22 protein-coding genes are annotated in these 21,699 nt (G+C 61.7%); 6 read left to right on the top strand and 16 right to left on the bottom strand.

Translation table 11 applies throughout. The features are described 5' to 3' along the window. Positions 1–4 precede the first annotated feature (4 nt). The 3 genes from AC1Q6C_RS04970 to AC1Q6C_RS04980 form a co-directional block, all read right to left on the bottom strand. Positions 5–2,185, bottom strand: a complete 2,181-nt coding sequence (locus AC1Q6C_RS04970; RefSeq protein WP_492666405.1) for an acyl-CoA dehydrogenase family protein — start codon at positions 2,183–2,185, stop codon at positions 5–7. A gap of 34 nt (positions 2,186–2,219) precedes the next feature. Then, entirely contained in the window at positions 2,220–3,383 is a 1,164-nt protein-coding gene (locus AC1Q6C_RS04975) for a steroid 3-ketoacyl-CoA thiolase (protein ID WP_492666406.1), read from the bottom strand. A 192-nt stretch (positions 3,384–3,575) separates the two neighbouring features. Beyond that, the gene (locus AC1Q6C_RS04980) at positions 3,576–4,202 is read right to left on the bottom strand and encodes a TetR/AcrR family transcriptional regulator (protein ID WP_030536987.1); all 627 of its coding nucleotides are present in this window, start codon (positions 4,200–4,202) and stop codon (positions 3,576–3,578) included. 153 nt (positions 4,203–4,355) lie between these two features. On the opposite strand from AC1Q6C_RS04980, the gene AC1Q6C_RS04985 reads away from it, so the two are divergent. Beyond that, positions 4,356–5,888 (top strand): FAD-dependent oxidoreductase, encoded by a 1,533-nt coding sequence (locus AC1Q6C_RS04985; protein WP_037128865.1) that lies wholly within the window; start codon positions 4,356–4,358, stop codon positions 5,886–5,888. A gap of 79 nt (positions 5,889–5,967) precedes the next feature. Here AC1Q6C_RS04985 and AC1Q6C_RS04990 read toward each other — a convergent pair whose 3' ends face one another. The 7 genes from AC1Q6C_RS04990 to hsaA form a co-directional block, all read right to left on the bottom strand. Continuing rightward, positions 5,968–6,519: a pyridoxamine 5'-phosphate oxidase family protein gene (locus AC1Q6C_RS04990; protein WP_003939780.1), complete on the bottom strand. Its 552-nt coding sequence runs from the start codon at positions 6,517–6,519 to the stop codon at positions 5,968–5,970. A gap of 30 nt (positions 6,520–6,549) precedes the next feature. Next, positions 6,550–7,566, bottom strand: coding sequence for a TIGR03617 family F420-dependent LLM class oxidoreductase (locus AC1Q6C_RS04995; RefSeq protein ID WP_042924836.1), 1,017 nt, complete (start codon positions 7,564–7,566; stop codon positions 6,550–6,552). Position 7,567: 1 nt separating this feature from the next. Then, the gene (locus AC1Q6C_RS05000; protein ID WP_030536983.1) at positions 7,568–8,449 is read right to left on the bottom strand and encodes an SMP-30/gluconolactonase/LRE family protein; all 882 of its coding nucleotides are present in this window, start codon (positions 8,447–8,449) and stop codon (positions 7,568–7,570) included. 81 nt (positions 8,450–8,530) lie between these two features. Further along, positions 8,531–8,992, bottom strand: a complete 462-nt coding sequence (locus AC1Q6C_RS05005; RefSeq protein WP_042448421.1) for an SRPBCC family protein — start codon at positions 8,990–8,992, stop codon at positions 8,531–8,533. Continuing rightward, on the bottom strand, positions 8,985–9,344 hold the full coding sequence (locus AC1Q6C_RS05010; protein ID WP_003940373.1) for an ArsR/SmtB family transcription factor: 360 nt from the start codon (positions 9,342–9,344) through the stop codon (positions 8,985–8,987). The genes AC1Q6C_RS05005 and AC1Q6C_RS05010 overlap by 8 nt, the downstream gene beginning before the upstream one ends. Before the next feature lie 65 nt (positions 9,345–9,409). Then, the gene (locus AC1Q6C_RS05015) at positions 9,410–10,702 is read right to left on the bottom strand and encodes a type I glutamate--ammonia ligase (protein ID WP_042448424.1); all 1,293 of its coding nucleotides are present in this window, start codon (positions 10,700–10,702) and stop codon (positions 9,410–9,412) included. Positions 10,703–10,740: 38 nt separating this feature from the next. Then, a complete protein-coding gene (hsaA, locus tag AC1Q6C_RS05020; protein WP_042448427.1) occupies positions 10,741–11,907 on the bottom strand; it encodes a 3-hydroxy-9,10-secoandrosta-1,3,5(10)-triene-9,17-dione monooxygenase oxygenase subunit in 1,167 nt (388 codons plus the stop codon). Positions 11,908–12,144: 237 nt separating this feature from the next. On the opposite strand from hsaA, the gene AC1Q6C_RS05025 reads away from it, so the two are divergent. Genes AC1Q6C_RS05025 through AC1Q6C_RS05040 form a run of 4 tightly spaced genes read left to right on the top strand, consistent with a single transcriptional unit; the run spans position 12,145 to position 14,911 of the window. After that, positions 12,145–13,308 carry a 3-ketosteroid-9-alpha-monooxygenase, oxygenase component gene (locus AC1Q6C_RS05025; protein WP_003940257.1) on the top strand — a complete coding sequence of 388 codons (1,164 nt, stop codon included), beginning with the start codon at positions 12,145–12,147 and terminating at the stop codon, positions 13,306–13,308. Further along, positions 13,286–13,582: a hypothetical protein gene (locus AC1Q6C_RS05030; protein ID WP_054825667.1), complete on the top strand. Its 297-nt coding sequence runs from the start codon at positions 13,286–13,288 to the stop codon at positions 13,580–13,582. Before AC1Q6C_RS05025 ends, AC1Q6C_RS05030 begins: the two co-directional genes overlap by 23 nt. 30 nt (positions 13,583–13,612) lie before the next feature. Beyond that, on the top strand, positions 13,613–14,401 hold the full coding sequence (locus tag AC1Q6C_RS05035) for an SDR family NAD(P)-dependent oxidoreductase (RefSeq protein ID WP_020909164.1): 789 nt from the start codon (positions 13,613–13,615) through the stop codon (positions 14,399–14,401). A gap of 51 nt (positions 14,402–14,452) precedes the next feature. Continuing rightward, positions 14,453–14,911, top strand: coding sequence for a nuclear transport factor 2 family protein (locus tag AC1Q6C_RS05040; protein WP_003940631.1), 459 nt, complete (start codon positions 14,453–14,455; stop codon positions 14,909–14,911). 1 nt (position 14,912) lies between these two features. On the opposite strand, the gene AC1Q6C_RS05045 is transcribed toward AC1Q6C_RS05040, so the two are convergent. Further along, positions 14,913–15,707 carry an SDR family NAD(P)-dependent oxidoreductase gene (locus tag AC1Q6C_RS05045; protein ID WP_042448434.1) on the bottom strand — a complete coding sequence of 265 codons (795 nt, stop codon included), beginning with the start codon at positions 15,705–15,707 and terminating at the stop codon, positions 14,913–14,915. 214 nt (positions 15,708–15,921) lie between these two features. Between AC1Q6C_RS05045 and AC1Q6C_RS05050 the strand changes: the two genes are divergently transcribed. Next, positions 15,922–16,500 (top strand): GNAT family N-acetyltransferase, encoded by a 579-nt coding sequence (locus AC1Q6C_RS05050; protein WP_058037659.1) that lies wholly within the window; start codon positions 15,922–15,924, stop codon positions 16,498–16,500. Here AC1Q6C_RS05050 and AC1Q6C_RS05055 read toward each other — a convergent pair. From AC1Q6C_RS05055 to hutC, 5 genes are all read right to left on the bottom strand, one after another. Next, entirely contained in the window at positions 16,491–16,997 is a 507-nt protein-coding gene (locus AC1Q6C_RS05055; RefSeq protein WP_230359088.1) for a ClbS/DfsB family four-helix bundle protein, read from the bottom strand. The two genes, AC1Q6C_RS05050 and AC1Q6C_RS05055, sit on opposite strands and share 10 nt — an antisense overlap. Positions 16,998–17,084: 87 nt before the next feature. Then, entirely contained in the window at positions 17,085–18,020 is a 936-nt protein-coding gene (locus AC1Q6C_RS05060; RefSeq protein ID WP_336871740.1) for an alpha/beta fold hydrolase, read from the bottom strand. 32 nt (positions 18,021–18,052) lie between these two features. Further along, a complete protein-coding gene (locus AC1Q6C_RS05065) occupies positions 18,053–19,132 on the bottom strand; it encodes a dipeptidase (RefSeq protein ID WP_336871739.1) in 1,080 nt (359 codons plus the stop codon). 92 nt (positions 19,133–19,224) lie between these two features. Continuing rightward, positions 19,225–20,619, bottom strand: coding sequence for a serine hydrolase domain-containing protein (locus AC1Q6C_RS05070; protein ID WP_003940270.1), 1,395 nt, complete (start codon positions 20,617–20,619; stop codon positions 19,225–19,227). A 217-nt stretch (positions 20,620–20,836) separates the two neighbouring features. Further along, on the bottom strand, positions 20,837–21,592 hold the full coding sequence (gene hutC / locus AC1Q6C_RS05075; RefSeq protein ID WP_024487384.1) for a histidine utilization transcriptional repressor HutC: 756 nt from the start codon (positions 21,590–21,592) through the stop codon (positions 20,837–20,839). Positions 21,593–21,699: the final 107 nt, after the last annotated feature.

Raw genomic sequence — 21,699 nt, forward strand, 5'->3', positions numbered from 1 at the left:
CAGGTCACTTTCCCGGTTCAGGGTCGCGAGGCAGACCCAGGATTCGCTCACCGATGATGTTGAGCTGAACATTGGTTGTACCACCCGCGATGGACATGCACTGCGAGTTCAAGAACATCTGGGTTGCAGACATCCGATGCTGTTCGCCCAGAAGTGAACTCGGTCCGGCCCACTCCATTGCCACGTCCCAGACCTGCTGGATGTGCTCGACACCGATCAGCTTCGCCACCGAGGATTCGGCACCCGGCTGCGCGCCGGTGAGCGAGCGCAGCGTGGTGCGCAGACCGAGCAGACCACCGGATTGCGCGTCGCACAGCACCTTTCCGAGCACGGTCAGCTGCTCGTCGTCGATGCCACCGGGCAGTCCGTCGACCAGGCTCAGAAGAGCCTCGCCACCCGATCCGAGCGACGAGTCGTTGGACAGCGAGACACGCTCGTTGGCCAGCGTGGTGCGAGCGAGCTTCCAGCCGTCGCCTGGCTCGCCGACCAGGCACTCGTCGGGAACGAAGACGTCGTCGAAGAAGACTTCGTTGAACAGTGCTTCACCGGTGATCTCGCGAAGCGGGCGAATGTCGAGGCCGCTGTTCTTGATGTCGATCAGGAAGTAGGACAGACCCTTGTGCTTGGGGGCGTCGGCGTCGGTGCGCGCGAGGCAGATTCCCCAGTGCGCGTCGCGTGCCATCGACGTCCACACCTTCTGGCCCTGCAACTTCCAGCCACCGTCGACCTTGGTGGCCTTTGTACTCAGCGCGGCGAGGTCGGAACCTGCGCCGGGCTCGGAGAAGAGCTGACACCAGACGATGTCGCCGCGCAGTGACGGCGGGACGAACTTGGCGAGCTGCTCTTCGTTGCCGTGCGCGATGAGCGTCGGGATGACCCAGTTGCCGATGATCATGTCGTGCGGCTTGATCTTCGCAGCGCGTAGTTCTTCGGCGATGACCAGCTGGCTGACGGCATCGGCGGATTTGCCCCACGGAGCCGTGAAGTGCGGTGCGGTGTAGCCCTTTTCCGCGAGATACGTTTTCTGGGCGGCGCCTTCGAGTTCGAGTGCAGGAGCGAGCTCGGCTCGGACGTCGGCTCGGATCGCCTCGGCCTCGGGCGGCAGCTCGACGCTGAGCACGCGACGGGTTCCGGCAATGGTCAGCTCGGCAACGCGACGACGCCAGGATGCCGTGGAACCCAGCAGAATTCGCAGGGACTGCGCGCGGCGCAGGTACAGGTGCGCGTCGTGCTCCCACGTGTAGCCGATTCCGCCGAGCACCTGGATGCAGTCACGCGTGACGGAGAAGCCAGCCTCGGGGGCCGTGGCTCCGGCGACGGCTGCTGCGAGAGAAGCCTCTTCGGCACCGACGCCGTTGGCGGGAGTCAGCGCACGCGCAGCGTCCCAAGCGCAGACGCGTGCCTGCTCGGCAAGCGCGAGCATACGTGCAGCCTTGTGCTTGACACCCTGGAACTGGCCGATCGGGCGACCGAACTGCTGACGCACCTTCGCGTAGTCGGCCGACGTCGTGACTGCCCAGTCGGCCAAGCCTGATGCCTCGGCCGCGAACAGTGTTGCGGCAATGTCCAGTACACGCTGGGTATCGATGGTGAGGATCTCGGAATCGGTGAGCACCAAACCGTCGACGGTGACCTCGGAGTTACGACGCACGACGTCGTAGCTGGCCAAGTCCGTGACCTCGAGGCGGTCACGTCCGAGCAGAACGAATCCGCTGTCCGTCGCGAGGAGGAACAGGTCAGCGACATGGCCGCCGAGAATAAGGCTGGACGTTCCGCTGAGGGTGGTGTTGTCGCCGTCGCGGGTGATCTTCAGCGAACCCGGCTGTAGTGCAACAGCTCCGAGCGTGCTGCCATCCACGAGCGTCGGCAGTCTGTCCGTTTCTCCGGCATCGCTGAGAACAGCGCTGACCACTACCGTCGGCAGGAATGGTCCGGGAACCATCGAGCGTCCAAGTTCCTCGACGACGATGGCGAGTTCGACCAATCCGTATCCTGCGCCGCCGAATTCCTCGGCTACGTGTAGTCCGAGAAGCCCCTGCTCGGCAAGCCCGTTCCAGAGTTGGGGGCGAGTTTCGACCTTCGCCTCGACGGCTTCACGGACGACGGTGGGTGTTGCGTGACGCGCCGCCCAGCCCCGTACGGAGTCGCGGAGGTCACGATCTTCTTCACTCAATCCAATAGTCATGTCTACCTCGTCAATTCGACAGTGTCAGTACGGGTCAGATGCGTTCGATAATGGTGGCGGTCGAGAGAGCGCCACCGGCGCACATCGTGACCAGAGCCGTCGACTTGTTCGAGCGCTCGAGTTCGTGCAGCGCAGTGGTGATCAGACGAGCGCCCGTGGAACCGACGGGATGTCCGAGCGCGATCGCACCACCGTTGACGTTGACCTTGGACAGGTCTGCGCCGTGAACCTGCGCCCAGGAGAGCACGACCGAGGCAAAGGCTTCGTTGATTTCGACGAGATCGATGTCGTCCAAGGTCATTTTGGCCTTGTCGAGCACCATCTGGGTGGACTCGATCGGTCCGTCCAGGTGATAGAAGGGATCGGATCCGACCATGCCGGACGCGACGATCCGCGCGCGGGGGTTCAATCCCAGTTCCTGTGCGCGCTCTTCGCTCATCAGCAGTACCGCAGCCGCGCCATCACTGATCTGCGACGAGTTGCCGGCGGTGTGGATATGGCCTTCGATGACCGGCTTGAGCCCAGCCAGCGCTTCTGCCGTCGTCTCACGCAGTCCCCCGTCGCGAGTGACAGTGGCGATCTCACCGGTAGGCACGCCTTCCTTGTCCACCACGGGAGCCTTGACGGGCACGATCTCGCGGTCGAAGCGTCCTTCAGCCCAAGCCTGAGCTGCGCGGCGCTGCGATTCCAGACCGAACGCGTCGACGTCGGCGCGCGTGATCCCACGCTTCTCGGCAATTCGCTGCGCGGAGGTGAACTGGTCACCCATGTCGATGGTCCAGTCGTCCGGGTACGGGTTTCCCGTTCCCGGTGCGTTTGCCTGACCCAGGAACACACGGCTCATAGCCTCGACGCCGCAGCCGATACCGGCCGAGATCTGACCAGACGAAATCAGGCCTGAAATCAAATGCACTGCCTGCTGGGCGGATCCACAGGCGCAGTCGATAGTGGTTGCCGCGGTGCTGTACGGCAATCCGGCGTGCAGCCACGCCTGCCGCGTGACGTTGTTGGACTGCTCACCTGCCTGGGTGACACAGCCGCCGATGATCTCTCCGATGTCTTCCGGTGCGACGCCTGCCCGTTCGAGAACGCCGAGCTGCGCTGCTCCCAGAATCTCGGCGGGGTGCAGTCCCGCCAGGGCGCCGCGACGACGGCCGATAGGTGTCCGAGCGGCCTCGACGATGACTGCATGACCCATGATGTTCGCTCCTTCGTGGAGTTTTCGGTCGGTGAGCTGGCTCACCGTCTATTTTTCTGTAATTTATTCTATTAATGATGTCAGGGCAATGTCCGGATTGACATCAACTCTCAACTGATGCGGATTCAAAAATAGAATTTATTTCAATTTTGCGAACATGACGAACCCTCCCCAGAGAGGGGCGAAGTCACGTCAGTGCCGTGAGAGATTCACCAGAAGCAGGTCGCATCCCTTGCGGATGTCGTACTCCGCATCGGGGATGGAGATTCGACCGTTGAGGCACGATTGGATGACCCCGAACCACAGCTGCATCAGCAGACGCAACCCGGTGTTGTCTTCCTCGGTGGGGTTCTCGATCCCGGCCGCGTCGAGGATGATCTGCCGGAAGCCGCGATCGATCTTTCCCACGTCCGGCACCGTCGCGACGTTGGCGGTACTGGACGACTGCAGCATCGCAGTCGAGAGAGCCGGCCGACGCAGTAACCCGCGAGTCGCGCGAACCAATACCTCGTACACCGCATCCTGCGGATTGTCCGACTGAACCTGATGCCTGACAAAGCTGGCACCGATCTGGTCGATCTGCTCGACCATCACAGCGACGAAGAGGTGCGTCTTCGAGGGGAAATAGCGATAAAGAGTGCCGATGGCCACGCCCGCCCGCTTGGCGACCTCGTGCATCTGTACCCGTGAGAGTTCCTTCTCGGTCCCCAATTCGGCTGCCGCTTCCAGCATCCGCACATGGCGCGCCCGCTGCTCGTCCGAACTGGGCTCTGCAGCGTCCCTGACCTCGGCAATTCTCGGCAACGTCGCCCCCATCATCGATTCTGTGTCCCGGTCGCGAACGACCTCGCCAATTCTCTCATCTCGACCACCCATCTCGGCATATTGCCCGCTCAGTGGGACCTGGCATGGCCTTCTCTCCCCGTGCGGTATTCCGTGGACACCCCACCCTCTTGGAGTAAGGACGCAATGATGCAGGACTGGACCACCGAGTGCGACGTGTTGGTAGTCGGCTCCGGCGGCGGCGCGCTGACCGGCGCATACACCGCGGCAGCTCGAGGATTGACGACGATCGTCCTCGAGAAAACCGATCGCTTCGGCGGAACTTCCGCGTACTCGGGCGCATCCATCTGGCTGCCGGGAACCCAAGTACAGGAACGTGCGGGACTCCCCGACTCAACGGAGAACGCACGCACCTATCTGCGCGCATTGCTCGGCGACGCCGAGTCCGAGCGCCAGGATGCCTATGTCGAGACCGCTCCCGATGTCGTCGCACTACTCGAGCAGAACCCGCACATCGAATTCGAGTTCCGTGCGTTCCCCGACTACTACAAGGCCGAAGGCCGGATGGACACGGGACGCTCCATCAACCCTCTCGATCTCGATCCCGCCGACATCGGTGACCTCGCCGGCAAGGTGCGTCCGGAACTCGACCAAGACCGCACCGGTCAGGATCATGCTCCCGGCCCGATGATCGGTGGGCGCGCACTGATCGGCCGACTGCTGGCCGCAGTCCAGAGCACCGGTAACGCAGAACTTCGTACCGAATCCATCCTCACCTCCCTGATCGTGGAAGACGGTCGGGTTGTCGGCGCCGAGGTCGAATCCGGCGGCGAAACCCAGCGAATCAAGGCGAACCGCGGTGTGCTGATGGCAGCGGGCGGCATCGAAGGCAACGCCGAGATGCGTGAGCAGGCCGGCACCCCCGGCAAAGCGATCTGGAGTATGGGTCCCTTCGGCGCCAACACCGGTGACGCGATCTCCGCCGGAATTGCTGTCGGTGGCGCAACCGCTTTGCTCGATCAGGCGTGGTTCTGCCCCGGCGTCGAGCAGCCGGACGGCAGCGCCGCATTCATGGTCGGCGTTCGCGGCGGACTCGTCGTCGACAACGCGGGCGAGCGTTACCTCAACGAGTCTCTCCCGTACGACCAGTTCGGCCGGGCCATGGATGCGCACGACGACAACGGTTCTGCAGTGCCGTCGTTCATGATCTTCGACTCGCGCGAGGGTGGCGGACTACCTGCCATCTGCATCCCGAACACGGCGCCCGCCAAGCACCTCGAGGCCGGAACCTGGGTCGCCGCCGACACTCTCGAAGAACTCGCCGCCAAGACCGGACTGCCGGCCGACGCATTGCGCAGTACTGTCGAAAAGTTCAACGATGCCGCAAAGCTGGGAGTCGACGAAGAGTTCCATCGCGGCGAAGACCCGTACGACGCATTCTTCTGCCCACCCAACGGCGGCGCGAATGCGGCACTGACGGCGATCGAGAACGGTCCGTTCTACGCGGCCCGCATCGTCCTCAGTGACCTCGGCACCAAGGGCGGATTGGTCACCGACGTCAACGGTCGAGTCCTGCGTGCCGACGGCAGCGCCATCGACGGCCTGTACGCCGCCGGCAACACGAGCGCGTCACTGAGCGGCCGCTTCTACCCCGGTCCTGGCGTTCCGCTCGGCACGGCCATGGTCTTCTCGTACCGAGCAGCCCAGGACATGGCGAAGTAACCAGCACAACGAGGACGTGGGGCAGGCAATGTCAGAATCACCTGCCCCACACTCTTTCGCACGGCGACGCGATTTTGTATCACTCCAGGTCGATACCGGGCAACCCGTCCACACTCTTCGCGTTCTTCTCGGCGCGATAGGCGATTAGCCGCTCCGGGCCCTTCTTCTCCGCCACGCGGTCGAGCACGTCACGATCGGATTGGTAGTCCATCAGCGGTACTGCGTATCCGCACGAATCCGAAATGCGCGTCAGATCGACCACGACGATCGACCGCAGCCCCGGGTGCTCAGGGAACCTACCGACAAGCTCGTTGAATGGTTCCGACCCTGCAAGCAGAACGTGTCCGTGACCGTGCAGTCGTACGATCTTCGGTGGTCCGTCAAACGCCATGAACATCAGTGTTATTCGGGAGTTCTCGCGCACGTGCGCGATGGTTTCCACACCGCTGCCGGTGAGGTCGAGGTACGCCACCCGGTTGGATGTCAGCACCACAAACGATCCGACTCCCCCTTTGGGTGAGCAATTGACCAACCCGTCAGCAGACAACGGTGCGGTGGCAACGACGAACAGCGGTTGAGCCTGCAACCACGTGGTGAGCTTTTCATCGATGCCTTCGTAGACGCGCCCCATGTCGAGAGTGTAGTTCGCGCCGACTGGACGTCACGGGGCAGACGCTGCGGCAGCTCGAATCTCCTCACACATCGCTGCGAAGACGCGGTCGTCGGCGGGATTCGCCGGCACCGCCAGTGCAATGCCGTCGCAGAGACTCGCGTATTTCGAACTCAGCACCTCGGGGAGTTCGGCGTAGGTGCATTGCGTGACCAGCCTGTCGAGAACATCGTCGGTGAGGACGTCAGGTAGTCGAGCCCAATCACCTGCCCGCGCCATCACTGTCAGTTCTTCCCCGACCTCGGATAATCCGAGGACCTCCAGCGCGACTCGGTACGCCGGAGTGGAGTAGAGAAAGGCAAGTTCACTGCGCACCGCTTCTCGTTGAGCAAGTATCGCGGCAGGATCTTTGCCGGTGATCATCTTCGGAACGGCAATCAGTCGCGGCTTCCTTCCTCCTGCCGTCAACGATGGAATGATCCTCTCCGCGAGCACCTTCGGATGGGAGCTGGTGGGGTGAGAAACAAAACCGTCGGCGACGGCTCCCGCCAGTGAGCACATGCGAGAGTTCACTCCCCCGGTCCAGATCTCCGGAGCCGGAACATCGAGCGGCCCCGGATTGAAGTAGGGCTGCAGCCGGTCGAAGGTATAGTGCGTTCCCGCATGGTCGAGTTCACCGCCCTCCTGAAACACTCGGAAGATCTCGCGTACAGCGCTGACGTAATCACGCAGTTGCGCAACAGGATCCGTCCACGGCATCGAGTACCGCCCGACGATGTTCCCACGCACCTGCGTCGCAAGCCCCAGTTGAAATCGCCCACCCGAGAAACCCGCAAGATCCCAGGCAGCCAAAGCCGTCACCATGGGACTGCGCGCAAACGCGACAACCATCGACGTCCGGACAGTGAGAGTACTGCTGTGCTCGACGGCCAGGGCCGCCACCGCAAACGGATCACGAATGGTTTCGGAGATGTGCACCGTGTCGAAACCAAGGTTCTCGATGCGTCGGACGTGCTGAGCTACCTGCCGCAGCGGAGTGTCGGCAGGTAGCGAGGTCACCAATTCCATATCAGCTCAAAGGCTCCAGGCGAATCGACAGCAGCTTTCCTTCGGTAGCCACCTTGCGAGCGTGTTCGTTGAAATCCGGGGCGGCACAAACGAACAGGGTACGACCGTCGGAACCGCCGAGTCCGCAAGCGAAGACACCGCTGTCGAAGGCAATTTCGTCGACTATCTCCCCGCTGGCGCCCACATGAAGAACACGGCTTCCGAGGGCATCGGCCACCCACATCGAATCGTCTCCGTCGATACAACACCCGTCCGCCGCAACGACGATCTGAGCGAGGGTGGTCTCCATCTCGGGTCCACCAGGCACCGGCCCGAACGACGCCCAGTCGCGGCGTTCACCCAGAGAGCCGTCGGCCTGGACGGCAAACGCACTGATTCGATTTCCCAGCGTTTCGTCCACGAGCAGATCTCCGGTCGACGTCAGAGCCATTCCGTTGGGGAAGTGGAGATCTCGCGCGACGACGTGCACCGATCCGTCCGGGTCGACGCGGAGGAGATCTGCCGTCTCGACGGGGGCCAGGTTCATCAGATCGAACCCGAAGTTGCCCACGTACGCTCGTCCCTGTGCGTCGACCAGCATGTCGTTGACGTTGGCACTGACGTACCCGGACAAGTCTGCGTGCACCACCAACTCGCCATCGGATTCTCGCCGCAGAATCTTCTGGTCCCGCATGGAGACGACCAGTAATCTGCCGTCCGGAAGCCACCCCAGCCCGGACGGCTGCCCTGGAACCTCCGCCTCGACGCGTATGTCTGTCCCGTCCTCGCAGGCCGAAATCACCTGGTAGGTGTAGAAGTCCGATACCCAGATCCGGTTCTCGTGCCAGCGCGGGCATTCGAAGTAGGTGTATCCCTCGAGAACTACCGCAACTTCTGGTGCCATCAGGCTCTCCTGCGTCGGTGACGAATGGACTATCAGCCCCATTCAATCACCGGCACCGCTGTCGCGGTGTCCGATTCCCGACTAGTCGCCGGCGCGAACTTCGTCCAACACGTCGAAAGCGGATTCCCATCCGTCGTACACATTCCCGTCACCCTTGAATCCCGGAATTCCTACCAGGTGGAAGGTCATCTCGGTTTTGTCACCCCGTTCTGCGAGCGTGACCGTTATCCGAGGTGCGGCATCCACCGGATCACTCGGATTTCCCCAGGTGAAGACCAGCCTCTTCGGCTCGTCGACCTCGAGATAGGTTCCGCCGGTGGGGTACTCGGCTCCGTTCTCGTCGTTGATCATCAGGTAGCGGTACGTTCCGCCAACTCTGGGATCGATCGTGACATGCTCACGAGGACTGCTGACACCCTTCGGATGCCACCAGCGCGCCGCCTCGTCGGGGTCGGTCCACGCCTGCCAGACAAGGTCGCGCGGCGCGTCGAAGATCCGGGTGATGGTGAATTCTGCAGTGGCATCGACGTTCTGGTCACTCATTGTCCTTCTCCTTCTTCGGTCGACGTTGTTTCAGCTCACGTAGACGCTCGTCGAGGAGGTCGAAGCGTTCGTTCCAGCCTCGCCGGTGTTCGTCGACCCAGGCGCTGGCGTCGTCGAGACCCTCTGCGCGAAGGGTGCACGTGCGCCATTGCGCGGTGGCGGTTCGTTCGATGAGACCGGCTCGCTCGAGCACCTTCAAATGCTGAGAGATGGCGGGTCGACTCATTTCGAACGGCTCGGCCAACTCACCGACGGTCATCGAACCATCAGTGAGGCGAGAGAGCATTTCACGCCTCGTCGGGTCGGCCAATGCGCTGAACACTGCATCGAGTCGGCCGCTTCGCTCGTCCATGTAAGCAACTCCTTAATTAAGGAATAGCTTAAACATAGGACTCGACATCTTGCGCGTCAACCCTTTCAGCTCCAGGTATATCGAAGCCGCTCGACGGTTGTCGCCTCGTCCATCTGGGAGAAAGTCTCGCGCTCAACTCCCTTCACTGACACCATCGCTTCGATGATCGACTCCCCGAAGATTTCCTTCGCCACCGAGGAGGAGTTGAACTTCTGCACTATCTCGCGCAGATCGGTGGGGACTCGGGTCACCCCGCGCTCATCACGTTCCGCCTCCGTGAGAGTCGACGGGTTCACCACAATTTCCGGCGGCAATGGCGAGGCATTGCCGATACCGATATGCGAAAGGCCAAGTATCGCAGCGGTCGCCAGATACGGGTTGGCCGATGGATCGACGATTTTCACTTCGGCGTTGGCGCCGTGTGGATTCGACGGTGACTCGGCGCAGAACCTCAGTGCCGCTTCCCGGTTCTCGAGCCCCCAACAGACGTAGGCCCCCGACCAATTGTCCGGTCGCAGCCTGACCCCGGAGAGCGGTGAGGACGCAAAGACGGCCGTGAATTCCGTGAGGTGAGAGAGGATTCCACCCAAAGCTGACGATCCTTTGTCGGTCATCCCGTACTCCTGCCCGCCACCGGAGAAGACGGGCCGCCCACCTGAGTTCAACGAAAAGTGCTGGTGTGCACCGTTCCCTGTACCTCCGATCGTAGGTATCGGTGAAAACGAGGCCGCCAATCCGTGGGCTCTGGCAGTGCGGCTGATCAAGATCCGGGCCAGTATCACCAGGTCGGCAGCCTGAACAGGAGTTGCCGGAGCGATGGAGATCTCGAATTGATCCGGTCCGTACTCTGCATGAACTTGCTCGATATGAAGTTGTGCGCGTTCGGCATTGCGCAGAAGGTCCTTGAGGAAGTCCTCGCGGCGCAGGACTGCACCTAACCCGTACGCCGACCACGCTCCGTTGCACGCATCACCGAAAAGAGTGAACTCGATCTCGTGACCCACCCGAGCTTCCAGTCCGTCGGCGGCAAGCCGCGCCACGACGGCAGTGAGTGCGGACCGAGTACACACGGCAGCCGTCGCACCGTCTTGCTCGTGCAACGTCGCCGGCGCCCACGACACGCCCCCGCCGAGATCACGGAGGTCGGAGCGGTCGATACGCAACCGGAGATCACCCACGACGGAAAAGGAATCGGTGAAGGCAATCCGATCGTCGCTACAGAAGACGTTCCAGCTCGGTGAGACTCCCGCACCGGCTTTCTCGAAGACACCGGTTCGGCCGGCCGGCATCACCTTCGCGCGCGCGACACCCGCCATGTCGACGATCGAGCCGATGGTCAGAGCCGGTACTTCCCTCATCCAAAGGCAAATACCCCACCCGGTGACGCGCCAACCCGTCAGATCAGGTTGTCCTCCACCGGCAGTCCGAACGCCGCCCGGCCGTAGAGCGCCAACGCGCGCTCGGGTTCGTTGGCAACGTGAACGCTGCCCGCATGAACGTCACGCCACGCACGCTCGATCGGGTTTCCGCGAGAGAGGGAGTTCCCGCCTGCCGTCTTGAAAAGCATGTCGATCGCTTCCACCGAGCGTTCCGTCGCACGAACCTGATCACGACGCGCACGCAGCCTCATCGAGAGTGGGAGCTCCTGACCGGCCACAGCAAGTTCGTACATCTCCCGGATATTGCGATCCATCTGCAGAATCGCAGCATCGATCTCCGACGACGCACGTGCGACGGCGACCTGAGCGAACTGATCCTCGCTGAACCGTCCACCACCCAAACTCAGACGGACGCGCTCACGCATCACGTCCAGGTACCCCTCGTAACAACCGGCGACGATGCCCACACACGGAGCGGCAACCGTCGAGGTGAAGATACTCCCGAACGGAAGCTTGTACAGCGGACCAGGATTGACTGCTTGGCCTGGGCCGCGAAGTTGTGCGGTCTCGTAGTTGCGCTTCAATCGGTGCTCGGGAACGAAGGCCTTGTCGACCACGATCTCGTTGCTCGCGGTGCCGCGCATCCCCACGACATCCCAGACATCTCGGATCTCGTAATCCGTACGCGGCACCAACACCGTCATGAAATCGACGGGACGACCATCCATGCCGACCACCATCGCGCCCAGCAATGCCCAACTCGCGTGATCACAGCCGGAAGAGAAGCCCCACTGGCCCGACAGTTCGTAACCACCGTCCACCGCCGTCAGTCGACCGACCGGCGCGTAGGCGGACGAGATGAGCGTCGTCTGATCCTCTCCCCACACGTCGGCCTGCGCTCGGTCGTCGAAAAGTGCAAGATGCCACGGGTGCACCCCCACCACCGACGCGACCCAACCGGTCGAGCCGCAGGCAGCCGAGATGGCCCTGACCACTTCGTAGAACTGAACCGGGTCGCTCTCGGCACCTCCGTATCTTTTCGGCGCCAGCATGGAGAAGACGCCGGCTTCGGACAGCTCCCGGATGGTCCGTTCGGAGATCTTGCGCGAATCGTCGACCTTCTGAGCGCGGGCCGCGATCTTCGGAAGCAGATCACGGACTGAACTCAGAACCTTGTTGACCATGGGAGACACTCCTCGCACCGAACCGTGAGGGAGCGGATCGGCAGATAGACATAACGGCTGCCCCGTCACGATATGTCGGTCACGCGTTCCGGTGATCGGAAGTCCCGGAGGCCGGGATCAGCCGCCGGATCCTCGCGCTCGCCGCTGGTCCCGGCCAGTGAGACGAGACCCCAGAGGCAATTCACGCTCCCCTAGCGTCGGGCGTCGACACTGCCCCTGGAAAGGACGGGACTCATCGTGACGATCACTCAGTCCGACAACGACGAGGTTCGCGAGATCCAAGCTGGAACCGCGCCTACACGCTTTGCGCGTGGATGGCACTGCATTGGACTCACGGAGTCCTTCAAGGACGGCCAGCCGCACTCCATCGAGGCGTTCGGCACCAAACTGGTCGTCTTCGCCGACAGTGAAGGCAACGTCAAGATCCTCGACGCGTACTGCCGTCACATGGGTGGCGACTTGAGCCAGGGCACCATCAAGGGCGACGCCATTGCCTGTCCGTTCCACGATTGGCGCTGGGGCGGCAACGGCAAGTGCCAGAAGATTCCGTACGCACGCCGCGTCCCCCCGCTGGCCAAGACGCGCGCCTGGCAAACCCTCGACCAGGACGGCATGCTCTTCGTCTGGCATGACCCCGAGGGCAACCCGCCGACCGACGACGTGGCTATCCCCCGCATCGAAGGCGCGCTCAGCGACGAGTGGAGCGACTGGGTCTGGTACACCACGACCGTCGACACCAACTGCCGTGAAATCGTCGACAACATCGTCGACATGGCGCACTTCTTCTACGTGCACTACTCCTTCCCGACGTACTTCAAGAACGTCTTCGAAGGCCACGCCGCAACGCAGTACATGCGCGGCGTCGCTCGCTCGGACATGCGTCCCCACGCAGCCGGCACCCCGAAGATGGTCGGCAGCAACTCGGTTGCCACGTACTTCGGCCCCTCCTTCATGGTCGACGACCTGACCTACGAGTACGAGGACTACAACGTCGACTCTGTGCTCATCAACTGCCACTACCCGGTCAGCGCTGACAAGTTCGTGCTCCAGTACGGCATCATCGTCAAGAAGTCGGATCGCTTCCAGGGTGAAGCCGCCGACGCGATGGCCGCGAACTTCGGCACGTTCATCGCCAAGGGCTTCGAGCAGGACGTCGAGATCTGGAAGAACAAGACTCGCATCGAGAACCCGCTCCTGTGCGAAGAAGACGGCCCGGTCTACCAGCTCCGTCGCTGGTACGAACAGTTCTACGTCGATGTCGCGGACATCGCTCCCGAGATGACCGAGCGCTTCGAATTCGAACTCGACACCGCGCGACCCGTCGCCGCCTGGCAGAAGGAAGTCGAAGACAACCTCGCTGCAAAGAAGGCAGACGAAGATGCAGCCTCTTCAGTGCGCTGAGTGCAAGGCTCAGGTCCTGGTCCAGAAGAACAGTTGGGAACACACCACCGTTCAGTGGAGTGACCAGGCCCGCGCCCAGTGCCTCGAAATCGCCGACGACCGTGAATTCGGGCAGCGAGAGGGACGACCCGGTGCCCCTCGCAAGCAGTGCGGCGCCTTGATCGCGTCCATCGTGAACGCTGCAACAGCGGGCGAACTCGAGATCCTCAACGACGAGCCGGTGCCTCAGCCGATCGTCGACAACAGCGAACCCGTACCGACTCCGTTTCACTAGTCAAGCCAACATCTTTCGAAGAAGGTAGTAATGATCGATCCTCAGTACTACGGCCCGTGGGCAGTCATCGCCGGCGGTTCAGAAGGTGTCGGCGCAGGGTTCGCCGACGAGCTCAGCAAGATCGGCATCAACCTCGTTCTCATCGCCCGCAAGCCGGGCCCGCTCGAGGAGACCGCGGCCAAGGCACGCGCCAACGGCGTCGAAGTACGCACTCTCGCATTGGATCTGCTCGTTCCGGACGCGCTCGATCAGATCAAGGCGGTCACCGACGACGTCGAGGTCGGCCTGCTCATCTTCAACGCCGGCGCCAACAGCTACGGCCACGAGTTCGTGACCGGTGATCTGACGGGATTTGCCGGAGTCATCGAGCTGAACATCAACAAGCAGCTCGAACTCTCGCACCACTTCGGCGGATTGATGAAGGATCGCGGACGCGGCGGCATCATGCTGCTTGGTTCGCTGGCCGGATTCATGGGCTCCGAGCACCAGAGCATCTACGCGGCGTCCAAGGCATTCGGGCGCATCTTCGCCGAAAGCCTGTGGCTCGAACTCCAGCCGTACGGCGTTCACGTCGTCGAGTTCATTCTCGGTGTCACTCGCACACCCGCTATGATTCGCGCGGGACTGAACTTCGACATCCCGGGCATGAACGTCGCAGAGCCCGAAGATGTTGCACGTGAAGGTCTCGAACACCTTGCCGACGGCCCGATCTGGGTGGCTGCAGGAAACTACGAAGGCGCCAAGAAGCGCAGTGGCTTCCCCCGAGACAAGATGGTCAAGGGTGCTGCCGAAGCGATGCGCAAGCTGCTCAACCGCTGACATCTGCTGTGCGCCTTTATTAACCCCCCGACGTTAAGAAAGGCGCACAGCATGAGCATCGACATCACCACTCTTCTCGACGAACGCGAGATCACCCGCTCCATCTTCGAGTTCGCCCGAGCTATGGATGCGCGAGAGTGGGATGAACTCCACCGGATCATGACGCCGGACGCTACGGCAGAATTGGGCACCGGAACTCTGCGCGGACCCGCCGAGGTAGTGGCGTCCATCCGCTCGTTCCTCGACGAGTGCGGTCCCACCCAACATCTGATCGGTAACGTGCTGGTCGAGGTGGTCGGCGATCTCGCCACCAGCCGCTCCTATGTCAGCGACATGCATGTGGGCACCGGGAGCAAGGCTCACCTGAACTTCTTCACCCTCGGCGACTACCACGACTCATGGGCGCGGATCGACGGAAAGTGGCGAATGACGCACCGCACCAAGCATTCACACGCCAGTCAGGGATCCATCGAGGTTCTGGGCGCCGGCCCCAGCGGTTGGCGGAGCTGATTCAGCTCAACATCGACGAACGGCCGGTCGCGAGCGGACTCTTGCTGGTGAGTCCGCCGTCGACCACCAGGGTCTGCCCCGTCATGTAGCGAGATTCGTCCGAAGCCAGGTAGACCATGGCATGCGCGATGTCTTCGGGTTCGCCGAGGTAAGGCAGGGCGTTTGCCTGCTTCATGCCGTCGATGACATCAGCGGGGATGTTGTCCACGAGAGCGGGTGTCATGATCGCGCCCGGCGCTACGGCATTGCACCGAACACCGTTTGCTCCGTACTGGACTGCGATGTACTGCGTCAGACGAATGACAGCCGCTTTGGCGGATCCGTAGGCAGACTGCAGGGAATCCCCGATCAATCCACCTACCGAGGCCGTGTTGACGATCGATCCTCCACCGGCACTGTTCATGTGCGGAATGGCAAGTCGTGAAGCGACGACAGTGCTGCGGACGTTGAGCGACATCACGCGATCCCACTCGTCCAAGTCCATCCGGAGCAGGTCGAGATCCTTGCGCGGGTTACTACCGCCCACGTGATTACACAGGACGTTGATGCCGCCGAATTCGGTGACCGCCTTTTCGATCATCGCTGCCAGAGAGTCCTCGTTCATGACATCGACGCCGAAACCCACTGCATTGCCACCCGTCTCGCGAATCGCCACCGCCGCTTCCTCTGCACGCGCAGGATCGAGGTCGGCGACCAACACCTTGGCGCCCTCTGCCGCCATGAGTTGTGCTGCTGCACGCCCGATTCCACTGGCGGCGCCTGTGATCACTACATTCTTGCCTTCGAGCCTGTTCATATCTGTTCCTTTCGCGGAGAATCGCCGTACCCGGATCTCACGTGCCCGGAGTTGACAGCTCGGCGATTGCCCGATCACTACCAGTCAACGCAGGATCGACAGCCTCGTCCAACTTTCTTGAATGAACTCACAAGTACGTGACCACGACCCGCGCACCTGCTACACCGCCGAAATCGAGTGGCGACGGAAGACCTCACTGTGCTGAAGTGGCACTATGCAGAATTCTGTTCGACCGCTGTCCATCGACGACCTCGACCGTGCCGCCGAGGTTCTCGGCGAGGCGTTTGCCGACTACCCCTGGACGAACTGGTGCGTCGCCGAAGACTCCCACGTGGAACGCGTCGCGACTCTGCAACGGATCTACCTCGAACACCTGGCACTACCGTTCGGGCGTTCCTACATCGACGATTCCGGCAACGGCGTCATCGCAGTCCTGCCGCCGGACACTCCAGAGCCTGATGAAGCGACCGTCGAGAAGATCGTCGAACTGCACGGAGATCGGTTCGAGCGCGTTCTTCAGGCTGACGAACAACTGTCTGCGCTTCCCGTCCCCGACAACGCGTGGTCGTTGGCAACGATCGGTACGACGCCGCGCTCACGCGGAACCGGATTGGGTTCTGCGCTACTGAAACATGCTTTGGCGGAACTGGATCGAACCGAACAGAATTGCTGGCTCGATACGTCGACCGAACGAAATCTACCGCTGTACCAACGGTTCGGTTTCACGATCGTCGGCCAGACCTCGCTCCCCGACGGACCGGACGTATGGCGGATGCATCGACTTCAGGGCTGATTGTTCGACTTCAGCACTCGCCTAATCATTTTCGACAACGACGCGTATTGGGTGATCGTGTTGACGGCGATCCACCTCGAGACCGGCCACGTCCGGGTCCACGAGAAAACCCCGACCGACAGCAGTTGATCGTCGTCAAGGGTCTCGATGTAGTTGCGCAACATCGCAACAGCAGCTCCCAAGCGGTCACGAAGCTCCTGAGCCGGAATGTCGATACTCGCGTCGACAACCGACTGGTTCAGTGCGGGTGTTTGCGTCCACTTGTAACCCGCCGCCGGCGTCTGCGGAGCCTCGTCTCGCAGCCCGGCACCTATCCACTCTGCGACGGCCTCTGCCCACCAGACACGCACAGCGAGTACGTCGTGCACCGTCCACGCGTCGACGACGATGGCGTCGAACGCGTCGGCCTCGGCGACGCCGTCGAGTAACGCTTCGAGTTTCGAATACGCCGAGTCCAGCTCGCTCACCAGCTCTTCGCGTGACCAGGTCTGCGCCACAATGCCTCCGAACGATCAGTGGAGAAGAAAGAAGCGGGACCATCTCGACTCGATGGCCCCGCCTCCAACTTTAACGTCCTCCCGGATTCAGTTCAGCTCACCCAAGAACCTTCCGAGGTTGTCGGCGATTTCCTTCGACCTGGTGTGGTGCAGGTAGTGGTCTCCGTCCAGCAAGATCACCTCTCCGTGATCGACGGAGGCTGCCTGCCCCTCGTGCAGCTCTGTCCAGCCCTGAACTTCTGAATTGTTCACGGCGAACAACAGAATCGGAAGATCGGCTGGGAACGTCTTGCCGATTGCTTCAGCAAAGTTACTCGAAAGATGATCCATCTCGTTGAGATAGGTATCGCTGAAGTTGTTCTTCGCAGTCAACTGTCGCATCTCGTCCTTTGCGGCGGGATCGAGGTACTCGTCCGAGGCTTCACCACCGACGACCTTGGACAGCAATTCCGCCAAGCCCAATTGCCTTCCAACTCGGAGTGCGTCGATCGGGAATTTGGTATCCATGTTCGGCTGCCCTGGAACACTGCTGTCGATACCCACGAATGCGGTGACCTCGTCACGGTACTTCGCGGTGTAGTCCAGCGCATAGAGACCAGTGATCGAGTGCCCCATGAGGATGTATTCGTCAATTCCCAGCGACTGTACTGCCGTATGAATCTCTTCGACGATGTTCGCAGTCGTGCGGTCCTTGTCCGTTCCGTCACTGTAGCCGTAACCGAAGGGCTCGATCGTGACGACGCGGTAGTCAGGTGCGAGCTCGTTGACAAGCGGTGTGAAGTCGAGAATCGGTGCGGACGTTCCGAACCCGGGTAACAGCACTATGGTCTGATCGCCGTTGCCGCGGATCGAGTAGCTCATGTTCTTTCCGTCGACGGACACGAACTGGTTGCCCGTCTCCCCGGCCGGAACGCTCGCTTTGCTGGAGCCGACATTGAATACGAGCGCTATCGATACCAGCACAACCAGAACTACGGACACCGAAGCAACCAGCTTCAGTGCAACGGTACGAATCTTCTTCATTCTCATCCTCATCTTCTCGGGCGTCGATACGGCTAGGAAAGGCGCGACATCGAGGCCGCACTGGTCTCGTCGAGCACACGCAACACGTTGTTGCCCATCAGCTTTGCCAAGTCCTCCGCGGACCAACCGCGTTCCGCCAGACGGTCTATCAACACCGCGAAACCGGATACGTCCTGCATACCGTCCGGAAAGTCGTCGAACCCATCGTAGTCACTGCCCAAACCGATGTGGTCGATGCCCGCGACGTCTCGGGCATGCTCGACGTGGTCGGCGAGATGGTCCACTGTCATCGCCGGTCGTGGGCCGACTCGCCCGCCTTTGAACCACTCGTTGTACTCGGCAGAAAGGAACATGGGTACAAAGGCGATCATGATGACCCCGCCGTTGTCCGCGAGCAGTCGCATGACGTCGTCGGGAACATTACGGGGGTGACCGCATAGCTGAGAGCACGACGAATGGCTGAAAATCACCGGCGCCGACGACGTCTCGATGGCATCTCTCATCGTTTCCACCGAGACGTGCGACAGGTCGACGAGTACGCCGAGCCGATTCATTTCGCGCACGATCTCGCGACCGAAGTCGGTCAGCCCGCCGTGTACTCGAGTGTCCGTCGCGGAGTCCGCCCACCCGGTGTTGTCGTTGTGCGTCAGCGTCATGTACCGAAGACCAAGGCGCGCCATCATTCTCAGAACACCGAGCGAGCTGCCGATGCTGTGACCGCCCTCCGCGCCCAACAAGGACGCGACCTTGCCCTCGCTCCAGATGCGACGCACGTCGTCACCTGTACGCGCGAATTCGAAAGTATCCGGGTATCGCTCGATCATCCGGTACACGTAGTCGATCTGTTCGAGTGTGTACTGAACCGCCTCTGGCTCCGTCCGGTCACACGGGGTGTAGACCGACCAGAACTGCGCACCGACGCCGCCGCGACCGAGTTTGTCGATGTCGGTTTGGAAGATGGAATCCTTCTCGAGATTCTCCACCGAGTATGCGGCAGTTTCGCGAGCCGTCCAGGCCAGATCGTTGTGACCGTCGATGACCGGCGCAAGGCCGTAAGCATCGAGTGCCGCGGGGTGATTCACGTCCGGAAAAGGAGCGAGAGGTTTCATCATGAGTTTTCCTCGAAAAGTAGTGCGGGCAGGTCGAGGGCCCTCATCGCCTTCGACCTGCCCGAGATTTCATTCAGCGGAGAGAATCGCCGCGACTAGTCGGAAATCTTCTTGAAAAGCCTTGTCATGTACAGATATTGCTCGCCATCGATCGTGAGATGAGCCATCTCACCCGAAGCGCTCTCGTTACTGATCAAGAACCTGGAGGCGGACAGAGGTACGACCTTGGTGGGCGGAGCCGGCGGCTCGCCGTCGATCTCGACCTTGGCGAAGTTCTGCACCTGGAATCCGCCGTCCTCGCCGCGCGTGAGTTCGATTCGCACGGTTGTCGATTCATAGGTTCCGAGAATGTGCGACAGGTCGATGTCTTCCGCATTCGGCTCGGACTTCGGTTCCGGCAGAACGAGATCGAGCTCCTGGGCGATCTCCTTCTCGATGTCGTGGGCCAGGGCGCCGCCGCCACGCGAGTTGGTCACCACGGCCATGGCGAGACCGAGCTCGGGGAAGGTGTGAAAACGAGTGATCTGGCCGATTGTCGCACCACCGTGCTGCGCGGACGTCACGCCGCCCCAGTCGGACAGGATCCAGCCGAGACCCCAGGCCTGATCGACGCTCGAGACCGCGGTCAGGTCGAATTGCGGAGTGCGCATCAGGCGCGCGGATTCTTCGGACAGAATGCGTTCACCCGTCAATGCGAGTCCGTCACGCATGTGTGCAGCACCGAAGGTCAGGAGCGAGCTGACCGATCCGGTGATGATCCCGGCCGGACCGATACCGCGCGGAAGCAGCCACTGCTTGGTCGGAATCACCTTGTCCGGCGACGTCCGATCCGGGTTGGCCACGTGGCCGACGGCCGTGCGGAACAGCGGCGCGTCCTTGGCCTTGGTGATGATGTGCGTCAATCCGAGTGGCTTCCAGAGATATTCGACCAACGCCTCGTCCCACGTCATCTCACGAAGGACCTCGACGATGCGGCCGGCAACGGCAAAACCCGCGTTGCTGTAACTCAGATGCCCGCCGGGCTCGGTGACGCTGATCGCGGTCGCGAGTTCGTCGACGTACTTCTCGACGCAGTCGTCACCGTCACCGGTGTCGTTGAACAGGTCTCCGTCGATACCGCTTGTGTGCGTGAGCAACTGGCGGATCGTGATTTCCTTCGTGTTGGAAGGATCCGCGATCGTGAACTCCGGAAGCACCTCCACCACCAGGGTGTCCAGCGTCAGCTTGCCCTCGTCGACGAGCTGCATGATCAGCGTCGTCGTCCAGATCTTGCTCGCGGATCCGTACTGGAACAGGGTGTCTGCGTCGACGTCGACGCGCGTGTTCAGGCTCGTCACTCCGGTGGTGATGACACGGATGTCCGCCGCGCCGTCTTCGCCCAGCGCGATCACACCGACCTGCGCGCCCGGTACCGAATGCTTGGCTGCCAGTTCGTCGAGGCGTTCCTGCCACTTCGGGGCGACAAGTAGGTCCTTGGGCAAGTCGGTCACAGGTCGAACTCCTTCGATCATGGAAGCGAGCGGCGTAGACGGCGTTGCTGGGATCCGCTCAGGTCTCACTCGTCGGGAAGTGAGGTTGCGGAAGCAATAACCGTCCACCCATGATCTCAGTGTGCTCGCAGTCACGTCCTGGTCGATTGCACCGAAGTCGGCCCCGAAAATGGTGCAATCGGACGAGCGAGTGTTCAGGATTCGCCATTCGAAACGATCAGCGCTCGAAGGTTCCTTCCAAGCGATTGCGTGAACCCGGATGGATCAAGCGCGCCGCGCTGACCAATCCGTTAGCCGACCAGGTGCGGCGGCGAATCAGCAGGCACGGTTCCCCGCGATCGATGCGTAACAGCTCGCATTCGTCCGGGCTACCCAACACCGCTTCCACGACATGCTCGCCGCGAACCAGAGGCGCAACGTCACTCAAGTAGTTGTTGGGGGTGATCGCGGTGAAGTCCTGGCGCAGATAGTCGGGCGCCTCGTTCGGATTCACGAATCGGTCTTCCACCTGAATCGGAGTTTCGTCCTCGAAGTGCACCATCAGCGAATGGAACACCCGTTTGCCCACCGATTCACGAAGGAACGTCTGCCCGTGGTCGGTTTCTTCCTCACGAACGAAGACGACCTCGGTTCGATGACGGTGGCCGCGGCGCTGAATCTCGTCGGCGATGTTCTTGACTTCGAACAGCGGGGACGCGGTCTTCGTGGCGGCGACAAAAGTACCGACCCCCATCATCCGCACGATCAGACCGTCGCTGGTGAGTTCGCGAAGCGCTCGATTGATCGTCATTCGTGACAACCCCAGCGCACTGACCAGTTGATTCTCCGAAGGCAGCTGATCGCCTTCGGTCCACCGACCCGAGTTGATCTGCGAGACCACGAGGTTCTTGACCCGTTCGTAGGCAGGGGCGGACTCGCCGCCTGCCTCGTTGAACAGCACGGCGAGTTCTGCGTCCACTTCGGCAATCGCCATCGCCACCACCCGTTCGTCGAAAACCACCGAGTCGGTTCTCCCGTTCGGCCTCCGAAGTCTATCCGCCTCGTGCACCTTTCCGATCCATCCGAGAGCGTCCGCGCCGG

The sequence above is a fragment of the Rhodococcus sp. MT28 genome (assembly GCF_058792695.1).